The sequence below is a fragment of the Acinetobacter sp. M5A5_2a genome (assembly GCF_053345265.1).
In genome coordinates this window covers 41,133-66,932 of the sequence record NZ_JBKEZV010000004.1, presented here as the reverse complement: position 1 = coordinate 66,932, position 25,800 = coordinate 41,133, and the positions used below count along the sequence as shown (strand labels likewise).

Sequence of the window (25,800 nt, the reverse complement as noted above, 5' to 3'; positions counted from 1 at the left end):
ATAGATTTTATCCTGACTGGCTCATGAGCATTGTTGAACATCCAAGCTATATATCTGAAGATGTCGAAATAACATCCCGTGAATATGTATTCCGCGGTTTTATTCAGGTTGAAAAAGTCAGCCTTCGACATCGTCTATTTAACCAGTCTGAATATACCCCTGTAATACAGCGCGAGCTTATTCATCGCCCTGAGGCTGCAGGCGTTTTACTCTACAGCGATCAAAAACAACAGTTCGCATTGATTGAACAGTTTCGTGTTGGCGCTTTAGATGACCCTCACTCCCCATGGCAACTGGAAATAATCGCAGGCGTGTTAGACGGTGATGAAACACCCGAGAGTTGTATTCGTCGAGAGAGCCTCGAAGAGTCAGGGTGTGCGGTTCAGGATTTACAACATCTATTTAGCTTTTATCCGTCAGCTGGTGCGTGCTCGGAGTTATTTCATCTCTATGTTAGCGAAACCGATTTACCTGCTGAAGGCGGTGTTTTTGGTGTAGATAATGAAGGTGAGAATATTCAACTGCACTTATTTAATTATAGTGAAATCCAGACGTTACTCGACAGCGGACGTTTAAGAAATGCTCCTGTCATTATGGCGTTACAATGGCTGTCTCAACACATCACAACGATAATAAAATCCGACGAGGTAGGACGGTGACTTTTCAAGTCTCAACACTTTCACAAAAAGACCATGTCATTATACAAATTACCGATACTCACTTATTGGAGTATCCGCACTTAGAATTTGTGGGGATGAATCCTGAAGAAAGTTTTCATGCAATTATTCAACAGATCCTGAAAAAACATCCTGAAACTGATGCCATTATCCATACCGGAGATCTGGCTCAAGCACCAACGCCTATTACGTACAAACGTTATATTCAATATATGCAAACGTTAGGTCTGCCATTTTTTCAGACACTGGGTAATCATGATAACGTTGACCATTTTCCATTGCATAAAGAAAACCATCAGGAACCTGTGGTGATTGGCTTAGGAAACTGGCGTGTTATTTTATTAAATAGTGCGGTACAAGGTCAGATTGATGGACACCTGTCACCAGAACAACTACAAAATTTAGCGACATTACTCGAAGAATTTTCAGATAACCCTGTTTTATTGGCTTGTCATCATCATCCTTTTGCAATGAAATCCAAATGGATTGATCATCACAAGTTACAAAATTCTAATGCGTTGCTTACAACATTAGCTCCATTTAAAAATGTAAAAGCTTTAGTCTGCGGGCATGTTCACCAAGACTCACTCAACACTTGGCAAGGGATCGAGTTTTTCTCGACCCCATCGACCAGTGTTCAGTTTAAACCGTTTAGTAATGACTTTGCCCTAGACCAAAATGCTCCCGGCTACCGTTACATTCGTCTAAAAAACGATGGTAGTTTTGAAACCGAAGTCTTCCGTCTTGAAAATTTTCAGGGCCTTATAAATACTGATATTTCAGGCTATTAGCTCTATTTTTTATATGCTTATATGCAATTATGACTAGGGTAAACACGTTTTGAAAATATTTACGGGTCGGAATGACTATCATCTTGCAGGAAAAATCTATATGATGACGACCCGATGGTAAAATCCATCGATGGTTTTCTATAAAAACACTTGCATATCACCATATTTTTTGCGTATAGATAATACGTGTATGATGAGGAATGCCCTATTATGGCGAATGACAACCACAACCAAGTTTTGGATGAACATACAGAAGTTGTAGTGGAAGGTGAAAAAGCTTCTGCAAAACGTGCACGTAAAGTGAAACCTAAAACTTCTGATATAGGCACAACTGCAAGTTTATTTGGTATTGCACCTTATCAACCTAAGAAAAATGAAGAGTACATGTCTGAAGGACAGCTCGAGCATTTCCGACAAATTCTGCAAGCATGGAAAGCTGAATTGATGTCTGAAGTTGATCGTACGTTGAATACGATGCAAGACGAATCAACTGCATTGCCAGATGTAAATGACCGTGCTACCCAAGAAGAAGAGTTTGCAATTGAATTGCGTACACGTGACCGTGAACGTAAGTTAATTCGTAAAATCGAACAATCTATGGAAGCCATTAAAAATGAAGACTATGGTTTCTGTGAAACGTGTGGTATCGAAATCGGCTTACGTCGTTTAGAAGCACGTCCAACGGCAACTTTATGTATTGATTGCAAAACTTTGGCAGAAATCAAAGAGAAGCAAAATAACGGTTAATATGACCGAGGTAACTCCTAAAGAGAAACCTAGCTTTGCATATTCAGGTCGGTTTGCGCCATCGCCAACCGGCCCTTTGCATTTTGGATCACTCATTACTGCCGTTGCCAGTTATTGTGATGCAAAAGCCCATCATGGCACATGGCTCGTTCGTGTCGAAGACACAGATATTCCTCGTATTTATCCGGGCAGTGAAGATCATATTCTCACATCACTGGAAGCCTTCCAGTTCGAACCCGATGCAGAAATCATCTTTCAAAAAAACCGTTTAGACATTTATGAAAGCGTATTAGACCAACTTAAAAAAGAGGGTCTTGTCTATGCTTGTCAATGTACACGCAAAATGCTGGGTTCAAATGCAATCTACGCCGGAACTTGCCGCAATCTAGGGCTTGATTTTCAAGGACAAGCAATTCGGGTAAAAGTTCAAGATCAGCAAATCTGTTTTGATGACCGACTACAAGGAACTCATTGTTCTAATCTGCAACACGACCTTGGAGACTTTGTTCTTAAACGTCGTGACGGCATTATTAACTATCAACTTGCCGTAGTCGTTGATGATTATCTGCAAGGCATCACCCATGTCGTTCGAGGCGCAGACCTATTAGATAACACTGAACGGCAGATCTGGCTTGGTGAGCTCTTAGGTTACCCTAAACTAAGCTATATGCACCTACCCCTCGCCATGAACGATCAAGGGCAAAAGCTTTCTAAGCAAAACCTTGCTCAAGCACTCGATTTGTCAAAAGCTCCTCAATTGCTGCAACAAGCAATACAAGCACTAGGACAACCTAACGTTGATTTAGACCAGCCTAAAGTTATGCTTAAACAAGCAGTAGCGCAGTGGAATGTAGATTTAATTCCACATGTAGAGCAGCTGAGTGGAACCTACCTATAAATAAAAAAAAACCCGATATCAAATCGGGTTTTCTAATACCTAAATACTCAACTAGAAGTTTGATTCTTCCCTTTCTGGGTTAACTTCTTGGGTTGAAGCATCAATCTTTAAAATCAAGCTAATCATCGCAGCACACATCATTAAAGATGTACCACCATAACTAATAAATGGCAGAGTCAAACCTTTAGTTGGCATCAACCCCATATTCATGCCCGCATTTACCAAGATCTGGAGCAAGAAAATAATACTAATGCCATACGCCAAATAACCTGCGCGAAGGTAATGATGTTTCAATGCACGATGACCAATTTTGATACAGCATGCCAACATCAAGAAAGACAAACCAATAACAATCGAAATACCAAAGAAACCGAACTCTTCGCCTAACACTGCCAACATAAAGTCAGTATGTGCTTCTGGCAAATAAGATAGCTTTTGTACACTGTGCCCTAAGCCTGTACCAAACCATTCACCACGACCAAAGGCCATTAACGCATTTGATAACTGGTAACCAACCCCTAATGGATCTGCCCACGGGTCAGTAAACGAAATCAAACGCTGGAAACGATACGGCTCAAACAAAATTAAAAAGACAATACCGGTTACAATCGCACCCAACATAATTAAGAACTGTGTTGGCGGCGCACCAGCTAAAAAGAACACCCCGACCATCATCAATACAATTACGATCGTAGCACCCAAGTCAGGCTCAGCAATAATCAAACCGACCGTGATTGCCATGACCCCACTTAAACGTAATAAGCCTTTCCAATGAGTACGAACCTCTTTGGCACGGCGTACAACGTAGTCTGCGGTAAAGATCGCCATCATGACTTTGGCAACCTCGGTTGGCTGCAAAGTAAAGCCGCCGATCTTAATCCAACGTGTAGAACCGTTTACTTCTGAACCTACCACCAAAGCAGCAAGCAACAGAACCATGGTCAACAACCACAACGGGAAAGTATTTTTAAACCACGTATTGAGTGATATCCGATAGGTCAAATAAGCCACCACAGCCGCAGCGACAATCGAAATACCATGACGAATCACATAGTGAAACGGGTTTTCATGCATATATTCAGCATAGGGCATCGAAGCAGATGCGACCATCACTGAACCGATACACAATAATGCAACGACACAGAAAATCAGGACATTACGTGGCGTCACTTCCGCTGGCCATTTAGGCAATATCCGTTCATACCAATGATTGATTTTCTGGATTGTGGTCTGAGCTAAGCCTGCCATACTACATTCCTAATCATGTTTTCTTTAAACCAACGAATTGACGCAGGCAACAAACTGCTGACCACGGTCATTATAACTTTTAAACATATCAAAACTTGCACAGGCTGGTGATAACAACACCACATCTTCAGCTTGTGTTTCACGTTGACACAGCTCTACAGCTTCTTTAAGCGTTGCTGCATGCAAAATTTTGGTTGCACCCTGAATTGATTGTTCAATGACTGGAGCATCCTCACCAATCAATACCACAACTTTGGCATATTTTTCGATAGAAGAACGTAATGGAGCAAAATCCTGACCTTTGCCCTGCCCACCCAAAATCAAGGCAACCTTACCCTTTTTAACCTCAATTGCAGCCCCTAAACCATCAATTGCTGCAAGTGTAGCACCAACGTTAGTCCCTTTAGAGTCATTGTAATAACGTACATCATGTACAGTTCTCACATACTCACAGCGGTGCTCTAATCCTTTAAACTGTTTTAACGTCTCAAGCATAGATTCCATAGGCAAACCAATTGCTTCACCTAGCGCCAAACAAGCTAAAGCATTGGCTACGTTGTGCATGCCTTGAATATATAAATCTGAGCTTTTAATTAAACGCTGCAAACCACGTGCAAGCCAAAGCGTGCCATCGCCATCTCTTAAAACACCATATTGATTTAAGTCTGGAGCATTTAGACCAAAGCTTTGCATTGGTGTTGTATCTGGAACAAGAGGACGACTTAAAGCATCATCACGGTTAAATATAACTTTTTTAACACCTTGGAAAATACGGTGTTTTGCTTGGTGGTAACCCCACATATCGCCATGACGATCTAGATGATCTTCACTCATGTTAAGGACCACAGCAACCTCAGCATTTAAATGAGATGTGGTTTCTAATTGAAAACTTGATAACTCAAGTACAAGCAACTCTGGTTGATCTTTTAATAAATCTAGAGCTGGGCGTCCAAGGTTTCCACCAACAGCAACTTTCTTACCTGCATCTTTAGCCATTAAGCCAATTAAAGTCGTTACTGTACTTTTCGCATTAGAACCCGTAATCGCCACAATAGGTACTTCAGTCGCACGGCGTAATAATTGAATGTCGCCTACAACTGAAATCCCTTGAGCAATAGCTGCCTGAATTTCTGGTAATTGCGGTGCAAGGCCTGGGCTTAAAATAATTTCTTCTGCTTGTAATAATAATTCTTGGTCAAGTTGACCGAAACTGGTTTTAACGCCAGCTGGAATCTGATCATAACCTGGGGGCGTTGGACGAGAATCCGTTACTGCAACTTGGTAGCCTTGTTCATGCAAGAAATTAACAGCAGAAACGCCTGATATTCCCAAGCCTGCGACAACTTTTAATCCACCACGTTGTATTAACATTTTTGCCCCACAATTTATCAATCGACAGAATGGCAAAAATGTTAGCACTTTGCTGTTTTGAATGCTTTTTCAGTTTGAACTTTATTCATCTTTTTTTGTGTCAGTGCGTAAAAAAGCCATCAATATGATGGCTTTTTAGACGAAACAAGAAATACTAAATTTATTGCCATTTAATCGGCTTAATTTCTTGAACTGTATTGGTAGGTTTATCTTCACTTGAGCAACCACAGCCGCCAGCACAGCCAAAGGTCATTTTTGGCTTAAGCCATTTTGCCAAGGTTGTCCAACCCTGCTTTTCACAAAATGAAGAGAGTGTAGAAAAGACTGAATTTGCTGTTTTTGGAAATACTTTCTTAAAAACAACAACAGCACTCCAACTCACTAAAACCGCGATAATCAGATATTGAATCATGTACAACCTCCTTTCTTGCCTTAACCCCAATAGTGGGAAGCAATTTGATAGGTAACAAACGATGCCAAATAAGCCAAGCCGAACAGATATGCAGTCATGACAGCAACATGTTTCCATGAACCTGTTTCACGTCGTACCGTTGCCAATGTGGCCAAACAATGTGGAGCATAAATAAACCACACTAAAAGCGATAATCCTGTTGCCAAAGACCAACCCGAGCCATCTGCACTAATCAGATGTGACAAACCTTGAGCTACAGCATCGTCACTCGTTGCAGACAAGGCATAAACTGTACCTAATGCTGCCACTACGACTTCACGTGCTGCCATTGCTGGAATTAAAGCAATACAGATTTGCCAGTTAAAACCAATTGGAGCAAATACAGGTTGAATAAGATGTCCGAGCATACCGGCAAAACTATAATCTATCGCAGGTAATGTCGCCCCTTCGGGTGGCTGTGGGAAAGTACACAAAAACCAGAGCAAAATAGAAAGCGCAAAAATGATTCCACCGACACGTTTCAAGAAGATCTTCGCGCGATCCAGCAAACCAATTCCCACACTTTTTAAGTCGGGGAAACGATAACTCGGTAGCTCTAGCAGTAAAGCATGCTGTGACTTATCTTTTTGCAAAAACTTCATTAAAAATGAAACACAAAGAGCACTCACAATACCAGCCATATACAGACCGAATAGCACCAGACCTTGTAAGTTAAAAATACCCCAGATCATTTTCTCTGGAATAAAGGCCGCAATCAGCAAAGCATATACGGGTAAACGTGCCGAACAGGTCATTAAAGGTGCAACCATAATGGTCGTAAAACGATCACGAGGGTCACTAATACTACGCGTTGCCATAATTCCCGGTACTGCACAGGCAAAGCTTGAAAGTAAAGGAATGAAAGCTCGTCCGCTTAAACCAGCTTGGAACATTAATTTATCAAGCAAAAATGCTGCACGCGGTAAATAGCCCGATTCTTCTAATACTAAAATGAAGAAGAACAAGATTAAAATTTGTGGCAAGAACACAACTACGCCACCTGCACCCGCAATAATTCCGTCAACAACCAAACTATGCAGTAGTGGCTGTGTAATCACAGTTCCCACCACTTCACCTAACCAGCCAAAGAAGCCTTCAATGCCATCCATGAACGGAGCTGCCCAAGCAAAAACGGCTTGGAACACAATAAACATCATGAGTGCAAGGCTAAATAGGCCTAAAACTGGGTGTAAGAAAATTCGATCTAGAAAATCAGTACGCTTATCTCCCTGATCGACATATTGAACAACATCTTTAAAAATCATATCGATTTTTTGATGATGAGTTCCAGTCAAACCACTCAGTTCGGTTTGCGGCACACTGTATTTTTCTTGATCAAGGGCATGTAATAAATTTTCAATACCCGCATTACGAACAGCAACTGTCTCAACGACTGCTACGCCCAGACGTTGAGACAACTTTTGAGTATTAATTTGGATACCACGACGACGCGCTTCATCCATCATATTCAGTACGAGTAAAATCGGACGGCCAAGCTCGATCATTTCGAGCACTAGCCCTAAATGCAATTTTAAGTTAGTCGCATCGACTACACATAAAAAAGCATCTTGCTGACCTTCTTCGGCAATCTTACCCAAGCAAACATCACGGGTAATAACCTCATCAGGACTGGTTGCATTTAGACTATATGTACCCGGTAAATCGAGTACACGCACTGCACGCCCCGAAGGTAACTGAAAATGACCTACTTTACGCTCGACCGTTACGCCCGCATAGTTTGCGACTTTTTGTCGAGTTCCAGTTAAATGGTTAAAAAGAGAGGTTTTACCACAGTTTGGATTTCCCACAAGGGCAATACGTAACGCATCACTCATGCGGGTACTCCTTCTTCTACTTGAATTTCGATTTTGTCCGCTTCTGCTTTACGCAAAGCGAAACGAGTAAAGCCAATTTGGATCAAGATCGGATCACCACCAAAAATACCCTTGGTAATCACTTCCACTCGTGTGCCTGGCACAAAGCCCAGACTTTCCAAACGAATTGCGACCAAATCTTGCTGCTCGGACTCTACTGATATCCGATTCACTTTGCTGATGGTCGCCGCTTGCTTCACTTTTAAAGCTGATAAACGCACCGCATCCGATCCTAAACCTTTTTTTCTAGTATACATATAAATGAGAATAATTACCAAATAAGGTTAAATTTCACTTCCTATTCAGTTTAATCGACAAACCTTAAAGTTTCTTTTACAGTACAGAGGTTTAGAGGATGTAGTGTATGTTAAATAAAAAACCGCGTATTCCAAGCCCTGTTCAAATTCCAGAACATTTAAGCTTTTTACAAGGTTTTCGCGACTATCTCGTTGCACAGACTGTTAGTCCACATACACGTAATGCGTACTTATCCGACCTCATTCAATGCAGCGAACTCCATAAAAAAAATGCTCTTCCACAATGGTCAAGTGATGATATTGCCGATGTTCTTATCGAACTGACAAAAGCAGGAAAAAGTCCCCGCTCAATTGCACGGTGTTTATCTGCCCTACGTCAGTTTTACAAATTTTTACGTGAACAGAAGTTACGGAGTGACAATCCAGTTGCGACCCACCACTCTCCTAAAATTGGGCGAGCATTACCCAAAGACCTATCTGAAGAAGATGTCGAATCACTGATTCAAGCACCAGATATCAATACAGCACTTGGCTTACGTGATCGAGCAATGTTTGAAGTGCTTTATGCATGTGGTTTGCGTGTTTCAGAATTACTTAACTTGCGTCTGGAACTTATTAATTTAAAACAAGGCTATTTACGTGTTACAGGTAAAGGCAATAAAGAGCGTTTAGTGCCGTTAGGACAATTTGCCTGTGAGTGGGTAGAACGCTATTTGAATAATGCTCGGCCTCAACTCTATAAAAGCTCGACTGACTATCTCTTTTTAACCCAACATGGCGGGATTATGAGTCGACAAAACTTTTGGTATGCCATTAAACGCTATGCGCTACAAGCCAATATTCAAGCTGAACTCTCACCTCACACCTTACGTCACGCCTTTGCAACACATCTGCTCAATCACGGCGCAGACTTACGCGTCGTGCAAATGTTACTGGGTCATAGCGATTTATCTACGACTCAAATCTATACGCATGTTGCACAAGTCAGAATGCAACAATTACATGAAAAACATCACCCTAGAGGATGATAAAGCTTTCAAGCTCCACGCAAGTATTTCAGATCAATCGTTTGATTTCGTTCACAAAGGTTAAGAAAGTTTTAACAATACACCTTAGATTTTTTGGTATGCTTAGCAGCTTCTGACTATAAATACTGATGAAATAAGGGTTATCTATGTCTTTTACCCGCTCTCAAATTTTTCTTGCCTGTACTCTGGCATCTAGCCTTTTGTTCAGTGCTTGTTCTAAAGAAAACAAACCACAAAAAGAAGATGCGCTCACAGCGACTGCACCTGCTACAGGGGAAGCTTCAACCATTATCGAGCGTAATGCCAAGCAGCGTTTAATCGAAACTTTGCAAAAACAATTTAAGAATGCAAATATCAGCGCCAAAATTTTAGATATCAAACCGACTGAAGTTCCTAATTTATATTGGGTAAATCTAGAAGGGATGACATCAGTTTATACAACAAGTGATGGTAAATATTTAATTCAGGGTGATGTAATCCGATTAGGAGGCAAAGAGCTTCATAATATTGGTGATTCACTTCAAGCATCAGAAAATAAAAAGCATCTTGCCGCTTTAAAAAATGAAGATCTTATTGTCTACCCTGCAAAAGGCAAGGCTAAGCACGTGATCTATGTGTTTACCGATGCAAGCTGTCCTTATTGCCATAAGCTACATGAGCACATACCCGAAATTAATGAAAAGGGTATTGAGGTACGCTATATCGCTTGGCCACGCGGCGAACAATTTATGCCAACCATGGAAGCTGTATGGTGTAGTGCAGATCGTAAAGCTGCCTTTAATCAAGCAGTACAAGGTATCAACATTCCACCTGCTCAATGTAAAAACCCTGTTCGAGAGCAATATCAACTTGGCTTGAATATGGGTGTAAATGGTACACCTGCTATTTACAATGCTGATGGCGAGTACTTGGGTGGATATCTAACGCCAGATGAATTAATTAAACGTCTGGATAAATAATCCACTTAAAGTTGATGAATGATTAATCATCTGTCTCTTAAGAAAAGCGCTGCTCTTATTGCAGCGCTTTGTTTTTTCAATAATTAATACTTTATCCACCTGTGTTTAAAGACTGATCTACTCTTCTTTTCTAAACATCGCACTCTAATTCATTGAACAGGCACTAAAAGCGCTAGAGTCTGGCGTTTTTTTTAGCTATGATCTAGCTTCAACTAAATGATTAAATGATGAATGGAGTGTGACGTGAAACCAGTTCGCCTGGCAATACTCGGTCTAGGAACCGTAGGTGGAGGAGCCCTTAAACTACTACAAGAAAATGCCGCTGAAATTAAACGTCGCACCGGTCGAGAAATTCAAATTACCCACGTTGGAACACGCCGCCCTCGTCCAGATCTCGAATTAGAAGGGATTAAACAAAGCGCAGATTTACTTGATATCGTTCGTCAACCAGACGTTGATATGGTTGTTGAAGTGATGGGTGGTATACACCCTGCTTACGAAGTCATCATGGAAGCGATCAAACACGGCAAACAAGTCGTTACTGCAAATAAAGCTCTACTCGCTGAACATGGCAACGAACTATTTAAAGCAGCTGAAGATAATGCTGTACAAATCGCTTATGAAGCAGCAGTTGCTGGCGGTATTCCAATTATTAAAGTCATTCGTGAAGGTCTTGCTGCAAACCATATTCAATGGTTGGCAGGTATCATTAACGGCACAGGTAACTTTATTCTGACCGAAATGCGTGAGAAAGGCCGTGCATTTGATGATGTATTAAAAGAAGCTCAAGAACTTGGCTATGCAGAAGCAGATCCAACTTTTGACGTTGAAGGTATCGATGCTGCGCACAAACTTACCATTTTAGCGTCTTGTGCGTTTGGTATTCCTCTTCAGTTTGATAAAGTTTATACCGAAGGTATTAGCAAAATTACTGCACAAGATGTGAAATATGCCGAAGATCTCGGTTTCCGCATTAAACACCTAGGAATTGCGCGTCGCGCTGAAAAGGGTATTGAACTACGTGTTCACCCAACACTCATTCCAGATGAGCAGCTTATTGCGAATGTAAATGGTGTTAAAAATGCGGTTTTAGTTCAAGCGCATGCTGTAGGCCCTACACTCTATTACGGCGCTGGTGCTGGCGCTGGTCCAACTGCTTCTGCTGTTGTTGCCGATGTAATTGATATTGTCCGTGATATTTCTTATACCGAAGATGGTGCTGGAACTATTCCTCAACTTGCTTTTGAAGCATTAACAAATGTGCCAATTTTAAGCCGTGAAGAAATGACCACAGGTTATTACATCCGCTTAAATGCCGAAGATCAAACTGGCGTACTTGCAGATGTCACTACAATCTTAAGCCGTGCTGGAATTAGTATTGATGCCATCATGCAACAATCCCGTTTAAAAGACCTTATTCCAATCGTGATTCTCACCGATCCAATCGTCGAATCTAAAATGGATGAGGCACTTGCACAAATTCAAGCCTTACCTGCAATTCGTGGCGAAATCGTAAGAATTCGTTTAGAATCGCTCGATAGTTAATCAGGTTGAGGGAAAGATTCCCTCTCCCGCTTCACCTCTAATTGGAACACCATCATGTCTAATGCCAATCGTTATACTGGTCTTGTAGATCGTTATCGTGACCGTTTGCCAGTTTCGGCAACTACTCGTGCTATCTCTTTGGGGGAAGGCAACACCCCACTCATTAAACTAGAGAATATTCCACGTATTATTGGCAAAGATGTTGAAATTTATGTGAAATATGAGGGTTTAAACCCAACTGGTTCATTTAAAGACCGTGGTATGACCATGGCTGTAACCAAAGCGGTTGAAGAAGGCTCTAAAGCGATTATCTGTGCATCTACTGGTAACACTTCTGCTGCTGCTGCTGCTTATGCTGCACGTGCAGGTATCAAAGCGTTTGTTTTGATTCCAGAAGGCAAAATTGCGATGGGTAAAATGGCGCAAGCGATGATGTATGGTGCGATCACTATGCAAATCCGTGGTAACTTCGATGATGGTATGCGTCTTGTAAAAGAAGTCGCTGATCAAGCGCCTGTAACGATTGTAAACTCAATCAACCCTTACCGTTTGCAAGGTCAAAAAACCATTGCTTACGAAATCGTTGAAGCTTTAGGCCGTGCACCTGATTATCACTGCTTACCTGTAGGTAACGCAGGTAACATCACAGCTCACTGGATGGGCTATACTGAAGCAGTAGCAAATCAACCTGCTGATCAGTTTGAACAAGTGATTTATGATGCAGCTACTGATCAATTCACTGGTCCAAAACCTGAAGGTTTACCAACAATGGTTGGTTACCAAGCTTCTGGCGCAGCTCCATTCTTACGTGGCGCTCCAGTTGAAAACCCAGAAACAGTTGCAACTGCAATTCGTATTGGTAACCCACAAAGCTGGAACCATGCTAAAGCGGTAGTACGTGACTCTAAAGGCTGGTTTGATGAACTTCAAGACAGCGAAATTTTAGAAGCTCAGCGCTTACTTTCTATGTACGAAGGCGTATTTGTTGAGCCAGCATCTGCTGCTTCTATCGGTGGTGCGATTCGTGACATTAAAGCAGGTAAAATTGCTGAAGGTTCTGTAATTGTATGTACAGTGACTGGTAATGGCTTGAAAGACCCAGATACTGCAATCAAACAATGTGCTGATGCAGTCATGTTGTCAATTGATGCAACAATGAGCCAAGTAAAAGATTCGATTTTATCTAACATGTAAAATCTGAGTTTTCATAAAAACGGCTGTTCAACACAGCCGTTTTTTTATGTCTTTTTTAATAGCTATAAAAAAACGCTTCTTGATAGAAGCGTTTTTAGAATAATTAAATTAAATACGTTTTGGTAAATTACTTAACCAACTCAATAGGTTAGTTGCATCATTATTACGTGCTTGCGAACTTGGCTCACCAAGCAATACAATCACTGCTGGACGTGAGTTTACAGTCGTATGCATGACAACACAGCGACCTGCTTCATTGATATAACCCGTTTTAGACAAGTTAATATTCCAACCACCATTACGCACTAGAGCATTGGTATTGTTAGATTTCAATACGCGATAACCCAAGTTGAAATCATAAGTTGGTGTGGTTGAAAATTGACGAATTAAGCCATACTGAGAAGCAGTACTTGCCAAAATCCCTAAGTCACGCGCAGAAGATACATTGCGCGGATCTAAGCCTGTAGATTCATAATAATGAGTTGCATTCATACCTAAAGCACGTGCTTTAGAGTTCATTGCAGCAACGAATGCAGGACGACCACCCGGATAAGTACGCGCTAAAGCAGCCGCTGCCGGATTTTCAGACTTCATTAAAGCAAACAACAACACTTCTGCACGGTTCATCTTGTCGCCAACACGGAGTGTTGAACTTGAATTTTTACCGTTTGCCCCCGCAAAATCAATTTGCTCAAGCATAATTTCTTCTGACATGTTTAAACGGGCATCTGCCGTTACCACTGCTGTCATTAACTTGGTAATAGATGCAATTGGCACAGAAGCATTCGTATTTTTACTAAACAACACTTCACCAGTTTGCGCATCCATCACTAACGCAGCGCGAGCACTTACACTCGGCTGAGCATTGTAACCAGAGGTATCGCGGATTTGAGCAAATTTTGGTGCAGATGCCACAACTTTGGGTGCATTACCACCACGTAAAGTTGTAGTTACAGATGTTGACCCTTGTATAGTTGGCTCATCATCTTCATCATTCAAAAGTTGGCTAGCGTCAGCTGAAGACCAATTTAAACTTGCACTCCCACCACTCCCTGAGGACGGGTTATTGACGAGTTCTGCAAAGCTTGTTGAACTCAAACTAAGCAAAATAGACATGCTCAGCACATGTATTAAAGACTTTTTAGAATTTTTCACGGCACAATACTCGACTCAGGGTGATACACATTTGCGCTTACTATAATTATGCCTTACATTTGAGGTATAAGGTATAACGCTTTTACCGACACAATTGTGCACAACTATTCGCTCACTATATAAGAATAGGATTGCTAATTTTGTCATTCCATTGCAAGCTAATTTTGCTTTATGTAACAAAAAACTTGTTTTTTGAAAGAAAGGAGGTCTTCTTGATTACAGTTTTAGTTGTGGATGACCATGAACTTGTACGTACAGGCATTTGCCGTATGTTAGAAGATCATGCCGATGTAGAGGTCATTGGACAAGCCGAATCGGGTGAAGAAGCAATTGCTATTGTTCGTCAGAAACATCCTCAAGTTGTGCTACTTGATGTCAACATGCCAGGCATCGGGGGCGTAGAAACAACGCGTCGTTTACTACAAACCGCACCAGATACAAAAGTTATTGCTGTAAGTGGCTTATCAGAAGAACCTTACCCTTCTCTTTTGCTTAAAGCAGGAGCTAAAGGCTACATCACGAAAGGTGCTCCAATTACAGAGATGGTTCGAGCAATCAACAAAGTCATGCAAGGTGGTAAATACTTCAGTGCAGATATTGCTGAGCAGTTGGCGAGTTCCTATCTATCCGACACACAACAATCACCTTTTGACGCCCTATCCGAACGAGAAATGCAAGTTGCAATGATGGTTGTAAATTGTATTAGCGCTCAAGAAATTGCGGACAAACTTTTTGTAAGTGTCAAAACGGTGAATACTTACCGCTACCGTATTTTTGAAAAGCTCGCCATCGATAGTGATGTTAAACTAACTCATCTTGCGATTCGGTATGGTCTGATCAAGCCGTAATCAAACTTATATGCAATTTCCCTTAAACTCATCGTTGTCCAATACGATTTTTCGTTTGGGCACGTGGTATGGTTTATATCGTCTTATTATTGCGGTTAGCCTCAATATTATTTTGGTTTTAACCGATGCTCAAATCGACAATAGTCTACAACAGCCCGTTTTATATTCTTACACACTGCTTGGCTATTCCATATTAAGCCTTCTTCAGCTTTTGTGTTTTAAGTTTATTTCAACTCAGGCAACAAAGCAGCTTATTTTATTTTTTGTAGTTGATGTTATCTGTCTGAGTTTACTTACATTTTCTGTAGGTGAACCAAATCTACAACTCAGCTTGCTGTATGTTATTACTATATTTACCTCGGCAATTTTACTCAGCGCAAGAATGTCTTTACTCATTACATTACTTGCGGTCATTGCCGTTATTTACCAACGTTTTGTCGGTAGTTTATTTGACTACAATAATCTAAATACTATTGGTAATAGTGCTTTATTAGCCTTCTTATTTTTTGTGGTGCATGGGATCGGACAAATTGCGGTTCAGCGCTTTAAATTACTTGAGGCGCTAACTTTCCACCAATCAATAGAACTCTATCAACTACAAAATATTAACCGCTATATTTTGGAACAAATTGAAGAAGGCTATCTTGTTCTAGATGAAAACTACGACATTGTTCTAAGTAATCCGGCCGCCTGCTCTCTGTTAGGCATTCCCCCACAATTTGCCAGTGAAAAATATCCTTTAGCTAAATGGCACCCCGATTTATTTGAAATTCTTAAGTTTGATAACCTACAAGAAGGTGATCGATTTATTTTTGAGTCTCGGCTGTCGGCTTACTCTATTAACATTAAAGTTCAGCATCTTGTGGTGCCACAACAAGCATTGACGCTACTCATCTTACAAGATGCACAACACATTAATCAGCAAGCTCAACAACTCAAACTTGCTGCTTTAGGGCAACTTTCAGCCAGTATTGCACATGAAATCCGTAATCCTCTGGCAGCAATTGTTCAAGCAAATGAATTACTTAAAGATAGTGATTTAGAGCAGCAAAATACTTTACGCCGTATGATTGGCAAGCAAACAAAACGCATCGATAGTATTGTTCAAGACACCTTAGGACTTGCCAGCAGCGAAAGAACTCATCCAATCCAGATTGAATTAAACAATTTCATAAAGACGTTATTAGACGAAGATCTATCGGATGTTAAACATTCTATACAGCTTAAAATTTCTGATTCATCCTTAAAATTATTATTTGACGAGAAACAACTAAGACAAGTGCTGATTAACCTTGTCAGGAATGCTGTACGACATAATGCCCCCAATTCACCCCATGTTCTGATCAACATTCACTCACAAACAAATAAAATTTATATTGATGTGATCGATTACGGCGAAGGTGTTTCAAAACGTGATATATCTCAATTATTTAAACCATTTTTTAGTACCGAAATTAATGGAACTGGTTTAGGATTATATTTGTCTCATAGTTTTTGTGAGGCAAACCATGCAAAGCTCACGTATGTAGAGCAAAAACAAGGGGCATGCTTCCAAATGGAATGCCCAATAATATATTGATTTTTTTATTAGGTTTTTGGGGAAATGGCAGAACAGCAACCACTAGTTTTGCTTGTAGACGATGAAGAAGATTTGTGCCTTTTAATGCAAATGACTCTTGCGCGAATGGGGATTAAAACACATCTTGCTTATCGGGTTGAACAGGCCAAACAACTCTTTACTCAGTTTCATTACGATGCATGCTTAACCGATTTAAACCTACCCGATGGTAGCGGTTTAGAATTAGTTAAACATGTTTCTCAAACTTATTCTCACACACCAATTGCAGTTCTAACTGCGTACGGCAATATGGATATTGCCATTGCAGCATTAAAGGCGGGAGCTTTTGATTTTGTAAGTAAACCTATTAACCAAATTCATTTAGATCAGTTATTAAAAAAAGCGCTAAATCAGCCAAAACCAGAGCATGAGTTTGGTGAAATAACGTTGGAGAATGACCTATTAATCGGACGTTCTCCACCGATACAAAACTTGCGTATTGCTATAAAAAAAATAGCTCGTTCCCAAGCTCCTGTGTTTGTTACAGGCGAGTCTGGTACAGGTAAAGAAGTTGTTGCTAATCTTATTCACCGTTTGAGTAACCGCAGCGAAGGTCCGTTTATTGCAATTAACTGTGGAGCAATTCCAACTGAGCTCATGGAAAGTGAACTTTTTGGACATAAAAAAGGCAGTTTTACTGGAGCTACCCAAGACAAACAAGGCCTTATTTTATCCGCTCATGGCGGCAGCTTATTTTTAGATGAAATTGCCGAATTGCCTTTAAGTATGCAAGTCAAATTACTTCGGGCAGTACAAGAGAAAAAAATTCGTCCAGTAGGTTCAGATCAGGAAATCGATGTTGATTTTCGGGTGATTAGCGCCAGCCACCAAGATTTAGAGTTATTAGTCCGACAAGGCAAATTCCGTCAGGACTTATTTTTCCGTATTCATGTTATGGATATCATGTTGCCACCACTGCGTGAGCGCGGTGGCGATATTTTGTTATTAGCCAATCATTTTATTCAAAAGGTTTGTATGGAATGGGAAATTCCAAGCAAACAATTAACCACTACTGCTGAAACTTATTTATTGCAGCAAGATTTTCCAGGTAATGTTCGTGAATTAAGAAATATGATTGAACGAGCCATTACCTTAAGTGATGATGAATGTATTGATTTAACACACTTAGCACCTCCTCTCAGGGGCAGTAGCGTTAACTCGCAAATCACAACTAAACAAGTGAATGACACATCAACTGCGATTACTCAGACTCGGCCAAAATTACCAATGGAAGGCTTAGAACGCTACTTAGAAAATATTGAAAAAGATATTCTACTGAACGCGTTGGACATGACACATTGGAACCGGACCTTAGCAGCTAAAAAGCTAGGAATGACATTTCGCTCTTTACGCTATCGACTGAAAAAGTTTGGCTTAGATACCGAATTGGGAGAGGAAGTATAAAAGACTATTTTTTCTTTAGAAATAAGTCTGCAACGCGATCTAAATATACGTCTTCTTTCATTTCTGGGGGCAAAGGATAGCTCTGGTTAGGCTGAATACCTTGCCCTTCAATCATATTGCCATTTGGCGTGTAATAGTGTGAGACTGTCATTTGCAGTGCCGCACCACTTGGCAAAGGAAACAGTTTCTGCACTACGCCTTTCCCATAACTTTTTTCACCGATTACCCAAGCACGCTGGTGTTCTTTCATGGCCGCAGTAAAAACTTCGGCTGCCGATGCAGAACGATGATTAATTAATATACCTAATTTTATATTCTGAAATTCATTGCCTGGCAGAGCCTGAAATTGCTGATTACCTTCCGAACGGCTTTTAGTTGAAACGATAATCCCACTATTTAGAAATAAATCTGCCGACTCGACTGCTGCTGATAACAATCCCCCCGGATTGTTTCGTAAATCGATTAAAACGGCTTTTAAACGTGGTGAACTATTTTCTTCAATTAACCGTTTAATTTCATTTGCCGTGTCTTGCTGGAATACTCTAATTTTTAGCACCAAAACCTGATTATGTAGCATTACAGGTTCTATATCGGTTTCTATTTTTTTATTACGAACTAAGTTGATGTTTCCATTTAAATCTTCTGCTTGTACTTGAAGCGTACTTCCGATAGAGCCATAAAGCAGCCCTAGCACCTGATCTTGGTTTAAATTTTTTAAGTCTTGATTATCAATCTTGAGAATCACTTGACCATTTCTCAAACCTAATTTGTATGAGTCTGAGCCAGTTTTAAGATCACGAATCATCCATTTATGGACATGCAATTCAGGGCTTAAAGCAAAATCAACCGAGGCAAGGTCACCTTCGGTATATTGAATCAATTGACGATATTCTTCTGCCGACAAATAGCGCGAGTAACGATCTAGCCCACTCACCAGCCCTTTAATGGCTTGTTGAAATAAGGCATCGTCGGACTTCACGTCAACGTAATTATCTCGAACGATTCCATAGATTTGAACAAACTGTTGAATCGACTCAATCGGTACCTCTGCATAACTATGTTCCGGTTCTTCCGAATCGGAATGCAGAGGTGACAATTTCTCTTTTACAACTGGCGCTGCAAAAGCAAATTGGCTGCAACACAGCAACATACTTACAATAAGTTTTTTATATTTAATGTGTTGCAGCATCCAATCACCTATGGCTTATGCAGATAATGTAATCAGATTACGTCCTTGCATTTCAGCAGGAACAGGAATCTGCATTAAATTGAGAATCGTAGGTGCTACATCGGCAAGCACACCACCTTCTGCAATTGTTGCTTGTGTTGGGCCAACATAGATAAACGGTACAAGTTCCGTTGTATGTTGAGTATGAACTTGACCACTTTCATAGTCTTGCATTTGTTCAACGTTACCATGGTCAGCAGTAATCAACATATGGCCTTTCTTTGCCATTACCGCTTCATAGACACGTCCTAGGCAGAGGTCGACTGCTTCAACTGCTTTAACTGCAGCATCAAAAATACCTGTATGACCTACCATATCACCATTGGCATAGTTCACAACCAATAAATCGTATTCGCCAGAATTAATGGCTTTAACCAATTCATCAGTTACTTCATAAGCACTCATTTCAGGCTTAAGGTCATACGTTGCAACGTTTGGAGATGGAATCAAAATACGCTTTTCGCCCGGATATTCATCTTCACGCCCGCCACTAAAGAAGAACGTTACATGAGCATATTTTTCAGTTTCGGCAATACGTAACTGAGTCTTTCCAAGAGAAGATAAATATTCACCCAATGAATTTTTTAATGCTTCTGGCATGTATGCAACTGGCGCATCAATGCTAGCTTGATAACGGGTTAGCATGACAAATTTAGAAAGGTTTGGTACAACTTTACGCTCAAAACCTGCAAAGTCTTTTTCTACAAATGCACGAGTAATTTCACGAGCTCGGTCAGCACGAAAATTCATAAATACAACGCTATCGCCGTCTTGCACTTTAGCAACATCACCAATACGAGTCGCTTTTACAAACTCATCGTTTTCATTGGCTGCATAAGCTAACTCTAACCCTTCCACTGCTGTTTGCGCAGTACGAAGTGCCTCGCCTTCGGTCAACAAGCGATAAGCTTGCTCAACACGATCCCAACGGTTATCGCGGTCCATTGCAAAGTAGCGGCCAATCATAGTCGCGATACGGCCTTGGTCTGGATACTGAGCGAATAATGCATCTAATTTTTCTAAAGACGGCTGAGCACTACGTGGAGGTGTATCACGACCATCAAGGAAAGCATGTAAATAAACTTTTGCACCACGCTTTAATGCAAGCTCACACATCGCCACAATATGGTCTTCATGTGAATGAACGCCACCGTCTGAAAGCAACCCCATAATATGAACAGCACCACCAGCAGCTTTGGCTTTTTCAACGGCGTCAATCAACACTTCATGTTTAAAAAAGTCGCCAGTACGAATATCTTTAGTAATACGGGTAAAGTCTTGATACAAAACACGACCAGCACCAAGATTCATATGGCCGACTTCAGAGTTACCCATTTGTCCATCAGGCAAACCAACATCTTCACCAGAACCAGAAATTAGACTATTTGGATGCTTTGCTGTCATTGCCGCCAAATTCGGTGTTTTTGCTGCAAGAAAAGCATTATCTTCAATTGCTTCACGGTGACCAACACCATCCATAATGACCAGAACGTGAGGGATCTTGCCAGCAGTTGCATCCGTCATAATCTATTTCTCTTTTGTCTACAATTTCGTCACGATATCTTACCGAATTTTCGGTCAAGACTCTATTTTTTCCTATGGCTTTCACCAATATCTACGATTGATGAAAACCATAAATTTCAATTATTACTAGCGAGCGCGGTAAAGCAAATAACTTCCGGCGCCAAACATTAACAAGATAGGTACGAGTACGAACCATGCAGGAGATGGGGCATAAACCAAGCTGGCATAGCCCAAGAAATCTTGCAAATAATAGAAACTCAAACCAATAAACAATGCAATTACCAAACGGAAACCCATCGATTGTTGGCGTAATGGTCCAAAAATGAATGAACACGCCACTAGAACCAGAGCGATCAACGAAAATGGCGAAGCAACTTTTTGCCAGAAAGCCAACTGGTAAGTCTTTGGTACCTGACTATATTCATCCATATAACGCATGAAGCTAATCAGTTGGCTTGGCGATAAATCTTCAGGATCTAAAGTCACCATATGCACATATTTAGGCTGTAATGCTAAAGCAAGCGATTGTTCATCATGGTCAGTCTTGATGGCATTGCCTGTCGCCAAAATATCCATTTGTTCTGCTTTCTTCAAAGCCCATTGACCATCTTTTACGAACTGTCCTTGCTGAGCATTGATTAATGATTGTAAGTAATAGTTCTGGTCAAAATCGACCACTTGAATATCTTTTAAATTGCCTTGAGAGTTAGCATAGTCGATATAGATAAATCGCTGTCCTTCACGTGACCAATAACCTTTCACTTCACCTAAAGCAGCTACAGAGCGGTGGCTTTTAACACTTTGTGCTTTTTCATTCGTATAAGGGATAACCCACTCACTTAAGGCAAACGACAAAATAATAAGCAGTAAAGCTGAGCGCATCACCCAACCAACAATACGCCATAAGCTAATACCAGCAGAGCGCATAACAATAAGTTCACTGCTAGTCGCTAGTGAACCTAAACCGATTACAGCACCAATCAAGGCAGAAATAGGCAAAATTTCATATAGATAACGAGGCGCTCCCCACAACACATAGATGAGAGCTTGCCATGCGTTATAGTCTGGTTTGAGTTCACCCAACTCGCCAAGGTACGTAAATAAGATCTGTAAAATCGACAAAACAACTGTGGTGCCAAACATTGCAAGCGCAGTGGTTTTCGTCACATATTTGGCGACTATTCGACGTGCTAACATTATAATTTCACTCGCTTGATCTGTTTCTTGATTTTAGGTGCCAACTTCTGTTTACGTGAAAATAAGGCAGCTGCAACGCCATAAACAACCAACACGGCAGGATAAGCCCAAATATCGAGTTCTTCTTTACTAATACGAGTCTTGATTGCAATCATTAATACAATCAGACTGGAAAAAATAAAAATCGCCGGAATAAGACGGTAATAACGACCTTGTCTTGGACTCACCTCAGACAATGCCACAGAAAGCATTAAAGCAATCATAATGGTGAATGGTCCAAACAAACGCCATCCCAACTCGCTTCTTATGACTGGATCATTTGTTTTTGAAAAGAGTTTAGTCGTTGATAATGCTTCTACATCGCCACTTTCAAACTTAACATCTTTATCATTTTCTAAACGTAGACGATAAGACTGAAACTCTGCTTGTGTATATTTTGGTTGTCCCGGGAATATTTCATAACGACGGCCTTGCACCAGATCAACGACATTGGCTGTGTCATTTGCAACTTCTACACGAGTCGCTTCTTTTGCCAAGATCATGACATCTGGCTTATCTTCTTTGGTCGCACGTTGATAAAAGAAAATGTCCTTCAAATTCTTTCGGTCTTCTGACAAGGAACCTGCATAAATCGTATAGGGTCCAGAAGAAATAAATTCTCTTGGGCGAACCAAATCGAAGCCTGTCCGAACCGCTTGGGTGGTGGTTAATTTTTCAAACTCACGTAGTCCCCACGGCGTCATCCAGAGCATAAGCACAGACTGACAAACCATATAAACAAGCGTCATTGGAATGAGTAATCGTGCTAATTGATGACGGCTTACACCACTACCGTTCAGTACTGCCATTTCATGGTCAACATATAAACGACCAAACACCAACATTAAACCAATGAAAAAACCCAGTGGTAAAATGAGTGTTAGAAATTCAGGTAAACGATATCCAATGATGCTAAACAAGATACTGGCATCTAAACGCCCCTGCGCCGCCACACCAAAGTATTTGATCAGACGACCACCCATCATGATTAAGGTCAATAAGGAAATGACCACCAATGAGGTAGAGACAACTTGCTTGACGAGATAACGCCGAATAATCAAAGTAATACTTCCAAAAGGCTAATCGGGACGACTGCTAGTTTACCCGAATGTTAAAAATATAAAACCGCACATTGCAACGCTATGCTTGAAAGTGTTTCAATGTTTTAATTCATCATAACTTTCTATAGGCAATCACGACAGCCATGAAATTTACAACTTACACAACTTTTCCCGAACAGACATCTAATGAATCTTTGTGGGTTTTAGTTGATTCAGAACAGCTACAAAGCAACGTCAACACATATCAAATCAATAACCTAGAAAGCGTTCTTAGCGCTACCCAATTTAAAGGCAACTTCAATGAAACTCTGCCACTGTTTGGCCAGATTTCAAATCAGCCTCATAGCCAATTACTTGGCTTAGGAAAAACAGCCGAACTTCAGACAGTTAAGTTAGCTAAATTGGCTCAAACTATTATCAAATCGACACAAAATAAATTTAAGCATATCGCAATTGATATTGCTGGGTTACCTGTCGAGCACCATTATTTATTTGCTTTAAGCTTAACTCAAGCAGCTTATGGTTATGATGAGTTTAAATCGAAAAAAAATGAATTTGTGTTACAACAGGTTGATTTAATTAGTTCAACAACTAGCCTAGATGAAAAACAACTGAATTTAGTACATGCAGTACAGTCTGGTCAGTCTTATGCACGTGATCTTGGCAACCGTCCGGGGAATATTTGTTTCCCAGAATATTTGGCAGAACAGGCTCTAGCTTTAGCCGCAGAATTCCCTGACTTACTTAAAGTAACTGTTTTAAATGAGCAACAAATGGCTGATTTAGGCATGTACGCTTTTCTTGCAGTAAGCAAAGGATCTGAACGTCCGGGTCGTATCGTAACTCTCGAATATCAAGCACAGATTGATCAAGCTCCAGTTGTTCTCGTTGGTAAAGGCGTAACTTTTGATACAGGCGGGATTTCTTTAAAACCAGGTCTTGGCATGGATGAAATGAAATTCGACATGTGCGGTGCAGCCTCTGTACTGGGTACCATTCGTGCACTATGCGAAGCAAAACTTCATATTCATGTGGTAGGTGCAATTGCAGCAGCAGAAAATATGCCTTCTGGTAAAGCAACTCGTCCAGGTGACATTGTGACAACCATGAGCGGGCAAACTGTTGAAATCTTGAATACAGATGCTGAAGGCCGTCTTGTACTGTGTGACACATTGACCTATATCAAACGCTTCAATCCAGCAGTAGTGGTGGATATTGCGACGTTAACAGGTGCGTGTGTAGTCGCTTTAGGAAAAGTACTCAGTGGTTTGTTCTCACCTGATGATGCTTTAGCAGCCGAGCTCCAACAAGCGGGCGAGCAATCGTTTGACCGTGTATGGCGTATGCCTGTCATTGACGATTATCAAGAGTTACTTGACTCACCATTTGCAGATATTGCAAACATCGGTGGACCATATGGCGGCGCGATTACGGCTGCATGTTTCCTTGAGCGATTTACACGTGAATATCGTTGGGCTCATTTAGATGTAGCAGGAACAGCATGGTTATCTGGTCCAGCTAAAGGTGCAACAGGTCGCCCAGTACCATTACTCATGCAATTTTTAGCGAATCGTGTAAATACGAATGGCTAAAGTTAGTTTTTATCTGTTTGAAACCAGCGAAGAACGGCAAGTCGATAGTGCTTGCCGTTTATGTCGAAAAATATTACAGAAGCATCCTAAAATCTGGTGGTATTGCCCAGATGTGCAGCTACAACAGATGCTTGATGAAAGATTATGGGAATTTGACCCAGTCAGTTTCATTGGGCATGGTGTTGACCAGCCTGATGCTGCTGTATGTATTTCGGCTAAACAACCACTTGAACAAGGCTTGTTAGTATTTAATTTTAACAATCATGCACTTGAACAAGTTGATCATTTTAGCCACATTATAGAAATTGTTGAAAATAATGAAACAGCCAAGCAAATTGGTCGAGAAAAATTTAAAATGTATCGCCGTTTGGGTATAGAACCGCGGACCTTTAAATTATAACGCGCTAAAATGTAAATACTGTTGATCAAGGAGAACCATGGTGGCATTAAATGTCGGGCAAGATTTTAAAAAAAGATGGTTAAATGCGCCTGAAGCTGTCCGTCATACCTATCAACAGGATCTGGCACGTATTTGCGATCTACTCGAACCCCAAACCCCTATTCAGCTTTGGGTTTTAAATGACGAAAAAGCGCAGTTAGAATCACAGCAAAAAATTGAACAAGCCTACGCAGACCTCAAAGCAGAGCTCATTGAGCAAGCACGTATTCGTCGTCAACTTGCTTTAGAAAAAGCACTTGCTGACAAACGTGCATCAGAAGCTGCTTATGCTGCGGAGTTGCAAGCAGATGAAATTCGTAAGTTTAATGAACAGACTGAAACGTTACACACATTACGTAGCCATTTAGAACAAGAGATTGCAGAGCAAACCGCGCGTTATCAGAAAAATCCTGAAACACCAGCAGTCAATTACTCTGCTGGTGTAAAACTTAGTATTACCGATGATCAAATCTTATCTGAGCTTGAAAGTTTACGTATTCGTTTAGAACTTGAAGCTGAGAGCTTAATTGAACAGTCTGTAACGGCTTTCCGAGCCAAGCTAAATTCGGCAGCTCAAGAAGAAATTGAATACATTTTAAAGAATTCTAAGTTTTCTGATGAAAAAATAGAAAAGTAAACCTTTAAATATTTCTTT

General features: G+C 40.7%; 24 protein-coding genes. 14 read left to right on the top strand and 10 right to left on the bottom strand.

Annotation, left to right across the window (positions count from 1 at the left end; translation table 11 throughout):
• Positions 1 to 23 precede the first annotated feature (23 nt).
• From ACLBWE_RS07085 to gluQRS, 4 genes are all read left to right on the top strand, one after another.
• On the top strand, positions 24 to 659 hold the full coding sequence (locus ACLBWE_RS07085; protein ID WP_447601966.1) for an NUDIX domain-containing protein: 636 nt from the start codon (positions 24 to 26) through the stop codon (positions 657 to 659).
• Complete coding sequence (gene cpdA, locus ACLBWE_RS07080) at positions 656 to 1,468, top strand: 3',5'-cyclic-AMP phosphodiesterase (RefSeq protein WP_005037307.1); 813 nt, start codon at positions 656 to 658, stop codon at positions 1,466 to 1,468. The genes ACLBWE_RS07085 and cpdA overlap by 4 nt, the downstream gene beginning before the upstream one ends.
• A gap of 210 nt (positions 1,469 to 1,678) precedes the next feature.
• On the top strand, positions 1,679 to 2,215 hold the full coding sequence (gene dksA, locus ACLBWE_RS07075) for an RNA polymerase-binding protein DksA (protein WP_004640678.1): 537 nt from the start codon (positions 1,679 to 1,681) through the stop codon (positions 2,213 to 2,215).
• Between the two features lies 1 nt (position 2,216).
• On the top strand, positions 2,217 to 3,113 hold the full coding sequence (gene gluQRS, locus ACLBWE_RS07070; protein WP_231764217.1) for a tRNA glutamyl-Q(34) synthetase GluQRS: 897 nt from the start codon (positions 2,217 to 2,219) through the stop codon (positions 3,111 to 3,113).
• Between the two features lie 51 nt (positions 3,114 to 3,164).
• On the opposite strand, the gene ftsW is transcribed toward gluQRS, so the two are convergent.
• The 5 genes from ftsW to ACLBWE_RS07045 form a co-directional block, all read right to left on the bottom strand.
• Complete coding sequence (ftsW, locus tag ACLBWE_RS07065) at positions 3,165 to 4,361, bottom strand: putative lipid II flippase FtsW (protein WP_004795141.1); 1,197 nt, start codon at positions 4,359 to 4,361, stop codon at positions 3,165 to 3,167.
• Positions 4,362 to 4,385: 24 nt separating this feature from the next.
• Entirely contained in the window at positions 4,386 to 5,732 is a 1,347-nt protein-coding gene (murD, locus tag ACLBWE_RS07060; protein ID WP_017387755.1) for a UDP-N-acetylmuramoyl-L-alanine--D-glutamate ligase, read from the bottom strand.
• 160 nt (positions 5,733 to 5,892) lie between these two features.
• On the bottom strand, positions 5,893 to 6,144 hold the full coding sequence (locus tag ACLBWE_RS07055) for a DUF6587 family protein (protein ID WP_003654445.1): 252 nt from the start codon (positions 6,142 to 6,144) through the stop codon (positions 5,893 to 5,895).
• Between the two features lie 20 nt (positions 6,145 to 6,164).
• Positions 6,165 to 8,018: a ferrous iron transporter B gene (gene feoB / locus ACLBWE_RS07050; protein ID WP_017391154.1), complete on the bottom strand. Its 1,854-nt coding sequence runs from the start codon at positions 8,016 to 8,018 to the stop codon at positions 6,165 to 6,167.
• A complete protein-coding gene (locus ACLBWE_RS07045) occupies positions 8,015 to 8,278 on the bottom strand; it encodes a FeoA family protein (protein WP_016801736.1) in 264 nt (87 codons plus the stop codon). Before ACLBWE_RS07045 ends, feoB begins: the two co-directional genes overlap by 4 nt.
• Before the next feature lie 143 nt (positions 8,279 to 8,421).
• Between ACLBWE_RS07045 and xerD the strand changes: the two genes are divergently transcribed.
• The 4 genes from xerD (at position 8,422) to thrC (ending at position 13,040) form a co-directional block, all read left to right on the top strand.
• Positions 8,422 to 9,342 (top strand): site-specific tyrosine recombinase XerD, encoded by a 921-nt coding sequence (xerD, locus tag ACLBWE_RS07040; RefSeq protein WP_004640667.1) that lies wholly within the window; start codon positions 8,422 to 8,424, stop codon positions 9,340 to 9,342.
• Between the two features lie 146 nt (positions 9,343 to 9,488).
• Positions 9,489 to 10,301, top strand: coding sequence for a DsbC family protein (locus ACLBWE_RS07035; RefSeq protein WP_056484281.1), 813 nt, complete (start codon positions 9,489 to 9,491; stop codon positions 10,299 to 10,301).
• 243 nt (positions 10,302 to 10,544) lie between these two features.
• A complete protein-coding gene (locus ACLBWE_RS07030) occupies positions 10,545 to 11,846 on the top strand; it encodes a homoserine dehydrogenase (RefSeq protein WP_004640662.1) in 1,302 nt (433 codons plus the stop codon).
• A gap of 54 nt (positions 11,847 to 11,900) precedes the next feature.
• Positions 11,901 to 13,040, top strand: a complete 1,140-nt coding sequence (gene thrC, locus ACLBWE_RS07025) for a threonine synthase (RefSeq protein ID WP_003654438.1) — start codon at positions 11,901 to 11,903, stop codon at positions 13,038 to 13,040.
• Between the two features lie 108 nt (positions 13,041 to 13,148).
• Here the strand turns inward: thrC and pbpG are convergent, their stop codons facing one another.
• Positions 13,149 to 14,195 carry a D-alanyl-D-alanine endopeptidase PBP7/8 gene (gene pbpG, locus ACLBWE_RS07020; RefSeq protein WP_003654437.1) on the bottom strand — a complete coding sequence of 349 codons (1,047 nt, stop codon included), beginning with the start codon at positions 14,193 to 14,195 and terminating at the stop codon, positions 13,149 to 13,151.
• Positions 14,196 to 14,407: 212 nt separating this feature from the next.
• Here pbpG and gacA point away from each other — a divergent pair, with 212 nt between their 5' ends.
• From gacA to ACLBWE_RS07005, 3 genes are read left to right on the top strand one after another with little or no spacing between them, the layout of a single operon-like run.
• The gene (gacA, locus tag ACLBWE_RS07015) at positions 14,408 to 15,043 is read left to right on the top strand and encodes a response regulator transcription factor GacA (protein ID WP_003654436.1); all 636 of its coding nucleotides are present in this window, start codon (positions 14,408 to 14,410) and stop codon (positions 15,041 to 15,043) included.
• 10 nt (positions 15,044 to 15,053) lie between these two features.
• Positions 15,054 to 16,622, top strand: a complete 1,569-nt coding sequence (locus ACLBWE_RS07010) for a sensor histidine kinase (RefSeq protein WP_348951526.1) — start codon at positions 15,054 to 15,056, stop codon at positions 16,620 to 16,622.
• Positions 16,623 to 16,646: 24 nt separating this feature from the next.
• Positions 16,647 to 18,065: a sigma-54-dependent transcriptional regulator gene (locus tag ACLBWE_RS07005; RefSeq protein ID WP_447601957.1), complete on the top strand. Its 1,419-nt coding sequence runs from the start codon at positions 16,647 to 16,649 to the stop codon at positions 18,063 to 18,065.
• A 4-nt stretch (positions 18,066 to 18,069) separates the two neighbouring features.
• On the opposite strand, the gene ACLBWE_RS07000 is transcribed toward ACLBWE_RS07005, so the two are convergent.
• The 4 genes from ACLBWE_RS07000 to lptF all read right to left on the bottom strand — a co-directional run bounded on the left by ACLBWE_RS07000 (position 18,070) and on the right by lptF (position 23,114).
• The gene (locus tag ACLBWE_RS07000; RefSeq protein ID WP_447601955.1) at positions 18,070 to 19,254 is read right to left on the bottom strand and encodes a S41 family peptidase; all 1,185 of its coding nucleotides are present in this window, start codon (positions 19,252 to 19,254) and stop codon (positions 18,070 to 18,072) included.
• 15 nt (positions 19,255 to 19,269) lie between these two features.
• Positions 19,270 to 20,817: a 2,3-bisphosphoglycerate-independent phosphoglycerate mutase gene (gene gpmI / locus ACLBWE_RS06995; protein WP_003654432.1), complete on the bottom strand. Its 1,548-nt coding sequence runs from the start codon at positions 20,815 to 20,817 to the stop codon at positions 19,270 to 19,272.
• 126 nt (positions 20,818 to 20,943) lie between these two features.
• The gene (gene lptG / locus ACLBWE_RS06990) at positions 20,944 to 22,014 is read right to left on the bottom strand and encodes an LPS export ABC transporter permease LptG (protein ID WP_427962454.1); all 1,071 of its coding nucleotides are present in this window, start codon (positions 22,012 to 22,014) and stop codon (positions 20,944 to 20,946) included.
• Positions 22,014 to 23,114, bottom strand: a complete 1,101-nt coding sequence (lptF, locus tag ACLBWE_RS06985) for an LPS export ABC transporter permease LptF (RefSeq protein WP_151744797.1) — start codon at positions 23,112 to 23,114, stop codon at positions 22,014 to 22,016. The genes lptG and lptF overlap by 1 nt, the downstream gene beginning before the upstream one ends.
• A gap of 143 nt (positions 23,115 to 23,257) precedes the next feature.
• Here lptF and ACLBWE_RS06980 point away from each other — a divergent pair, with 143 nt between their 5' ends.
• Genes ACLBWE_RS06980 through blhA form a run of 3 tightly spaced genes read left to right on the top strand, consistent with a single transcriptional unit; the run spans position 23,258 to position 25,782 of the window.
• Positions 23,258 to 24,706, top strand: coding sequence for a leucyl aminopeptidase (locus ACLBWE_RS06980; RefSeq protein WP_447601952.1), 1,449 nt, complete (start codon positions 23,258 to 23,260; stop codon positions 24,704 to 24,706).
• Complete coding sequence (locus tag ACLBWE_RS06975) at positions 24,699 to 25,106, top strand: DNA polymerase III subunit chi (protein ID WP_005037339.1); 408 nt, start codon at positions 24,699 to 24,701, stop codon at positions 25,104 to 25,106. The genes ACLBWE_RS06980 and ACLBWE_RS06975 overlap by 8 nt, the downstream gene beginning before the upstream one ends.
• Before the next feature lie 37 nt (positions 25,107 to 25,143).
• Entirely contained in the window at positions 25,144 to 25,782 is a 639-nt protein-coding gene (blhA, locus tag ACLBWE_RS06970) for a cell division protein BlhA (RefSeq protein WP_447601950.1), read from the top strand.
• The last annotated feature ends 18 nt before the right edge of the window (positions 25,783 to 25,800 follow it).

What these genes read in the sequence shown, in the direction of transcription:
- feoB (WP_017391154.1), bottom strand. Translation starts at nt 8,018, where the DNA reads ATGAGTGATGCGTTACGTATTGCCCTTGTGGGAAATCCAAACTGTGGT.
- ACLBWE_RS07005 (WP_447601957.1), top strand. Translation starts at nt 16,647, where the DNA reads ATGGCAGAACAGCAACCACTAGTTTTGCTTGTAGACGATGAAGAAGAT.
- ACLBWE_RS07055 (WP_003654445.1), bottom strand. Translation starts at nt 6,144, where the DNA reads ATGATTCAATATCTGATTATCGCGGTTTTAGTGAGTTGGAGTGCTGTT.
- xerD (WP_004640667.1), top strand. Translation starts at nt 8,422, where the DNA reads ATGTTAAATAAAAAACCGCGTATTCCAAGCCCTGTTCAAATTCCAGAA.
- ACLBWE_RS07085 (WP_447601966.1), top strand. Translation starts at nt 24, where the DNA reads ATGAGCATTGTTGAACATCCAAGCTATATATCTGAAGATGTCGAAATA.
- ACLBWE_RS06975 (WP_005037339.1), top strand. Translation starts at nt 24,699, where the DNA reads ATGGCTAAAGTTAGTTTTTATCTGTTTGAAACCAGCGAAGAACGGCAA.
- lptG (WP_427962454.1), bottom strand. Translation starts at nt 22,014, where the DNA reads ATGTTAGCACGTCGAATAGTCGCCAAATATGTGACGAAAACCACTGCG.
- murD (WP_017387755.1), bottom strand. Translation starts at nt 5,732, where the DNA reads ATGTTAATACAACGTGGTGGATTAAAAGTTGTCGCAGGCTTGGGAATA.
- ftsW (WP_004795141.1), bottom strand. Translation starts at nt 4,361, where the DNA reads ATGGCAGGCTTAGCTCAGACCACAATCCAGAAAATCAATCATTGGTAT.
- thrC (WP_003654438.1), top strand. Translation starts at nt 11,901, where the DNA reads ATGTCTAATGCCAATCGTTATACTGGTCTTGTAGATCGTTATCGTGAC.
- ACLBWE_RS07035 (WP_056484281.1), top strand. Translation starts at nt 9,489, where the DNA reads ATGTCTTTTACCCGCTCTCAAATTTTTCTTGCCTGTACTCTGGCATCT.
- ACLBWE_RS06980 (WP_447601952.1), top strand. Translation starts at nt 23,258, where the DNA reads ATGAAATTTACAACTTACACAACTTTTCCCGAACAGACATCTAATGAA.
- gluQRS (WP_231764217.1), top strand. Translation starts at nt 2,217, where the DNA reads ATGACCGAGGTAACTCCTAAAGAGAAACCTAGCTTTGCATATTCAGGT.
- dksA (WP_004640678.1), top strand. Translation starts at nt 1,679, where the DNA reads ATGGCGAATGACAACCACAACCAAGTTTTGGATGAACATACAGAAGTT.
- blhA (WP_447601950.1), top strand. Translation starts at nt 25,144, where the DNA reads ATGGTGGCATTAAATGTCGGGCAAGATTTTAAAAAAAGATGGTTAAAT.
- ACLBWE_RS07000 (WP_447601955.1), bottom strand. Translation starts at nt 19,254, where the DNA reads ATGCTGCAACACATTAAATATAAAAAACTTATTGTAAGTATGTTGCTG.
- ACLBWE_RS07010 (WP_348951526.1), top strand. Translation starts at nt 15,054, where the DNA reads ATGCAATTTCCCTTAAACTCATCGTTGTCCAATACGATTTTTCGTTTG.
- gpmI (WP_003654432.1), bottom strand. Translation starts at nt 20,817, where the DNA reads ATGACGGATGCAACTGCTGGCAAGATCCCTCACGTTCTGGTCATTATG.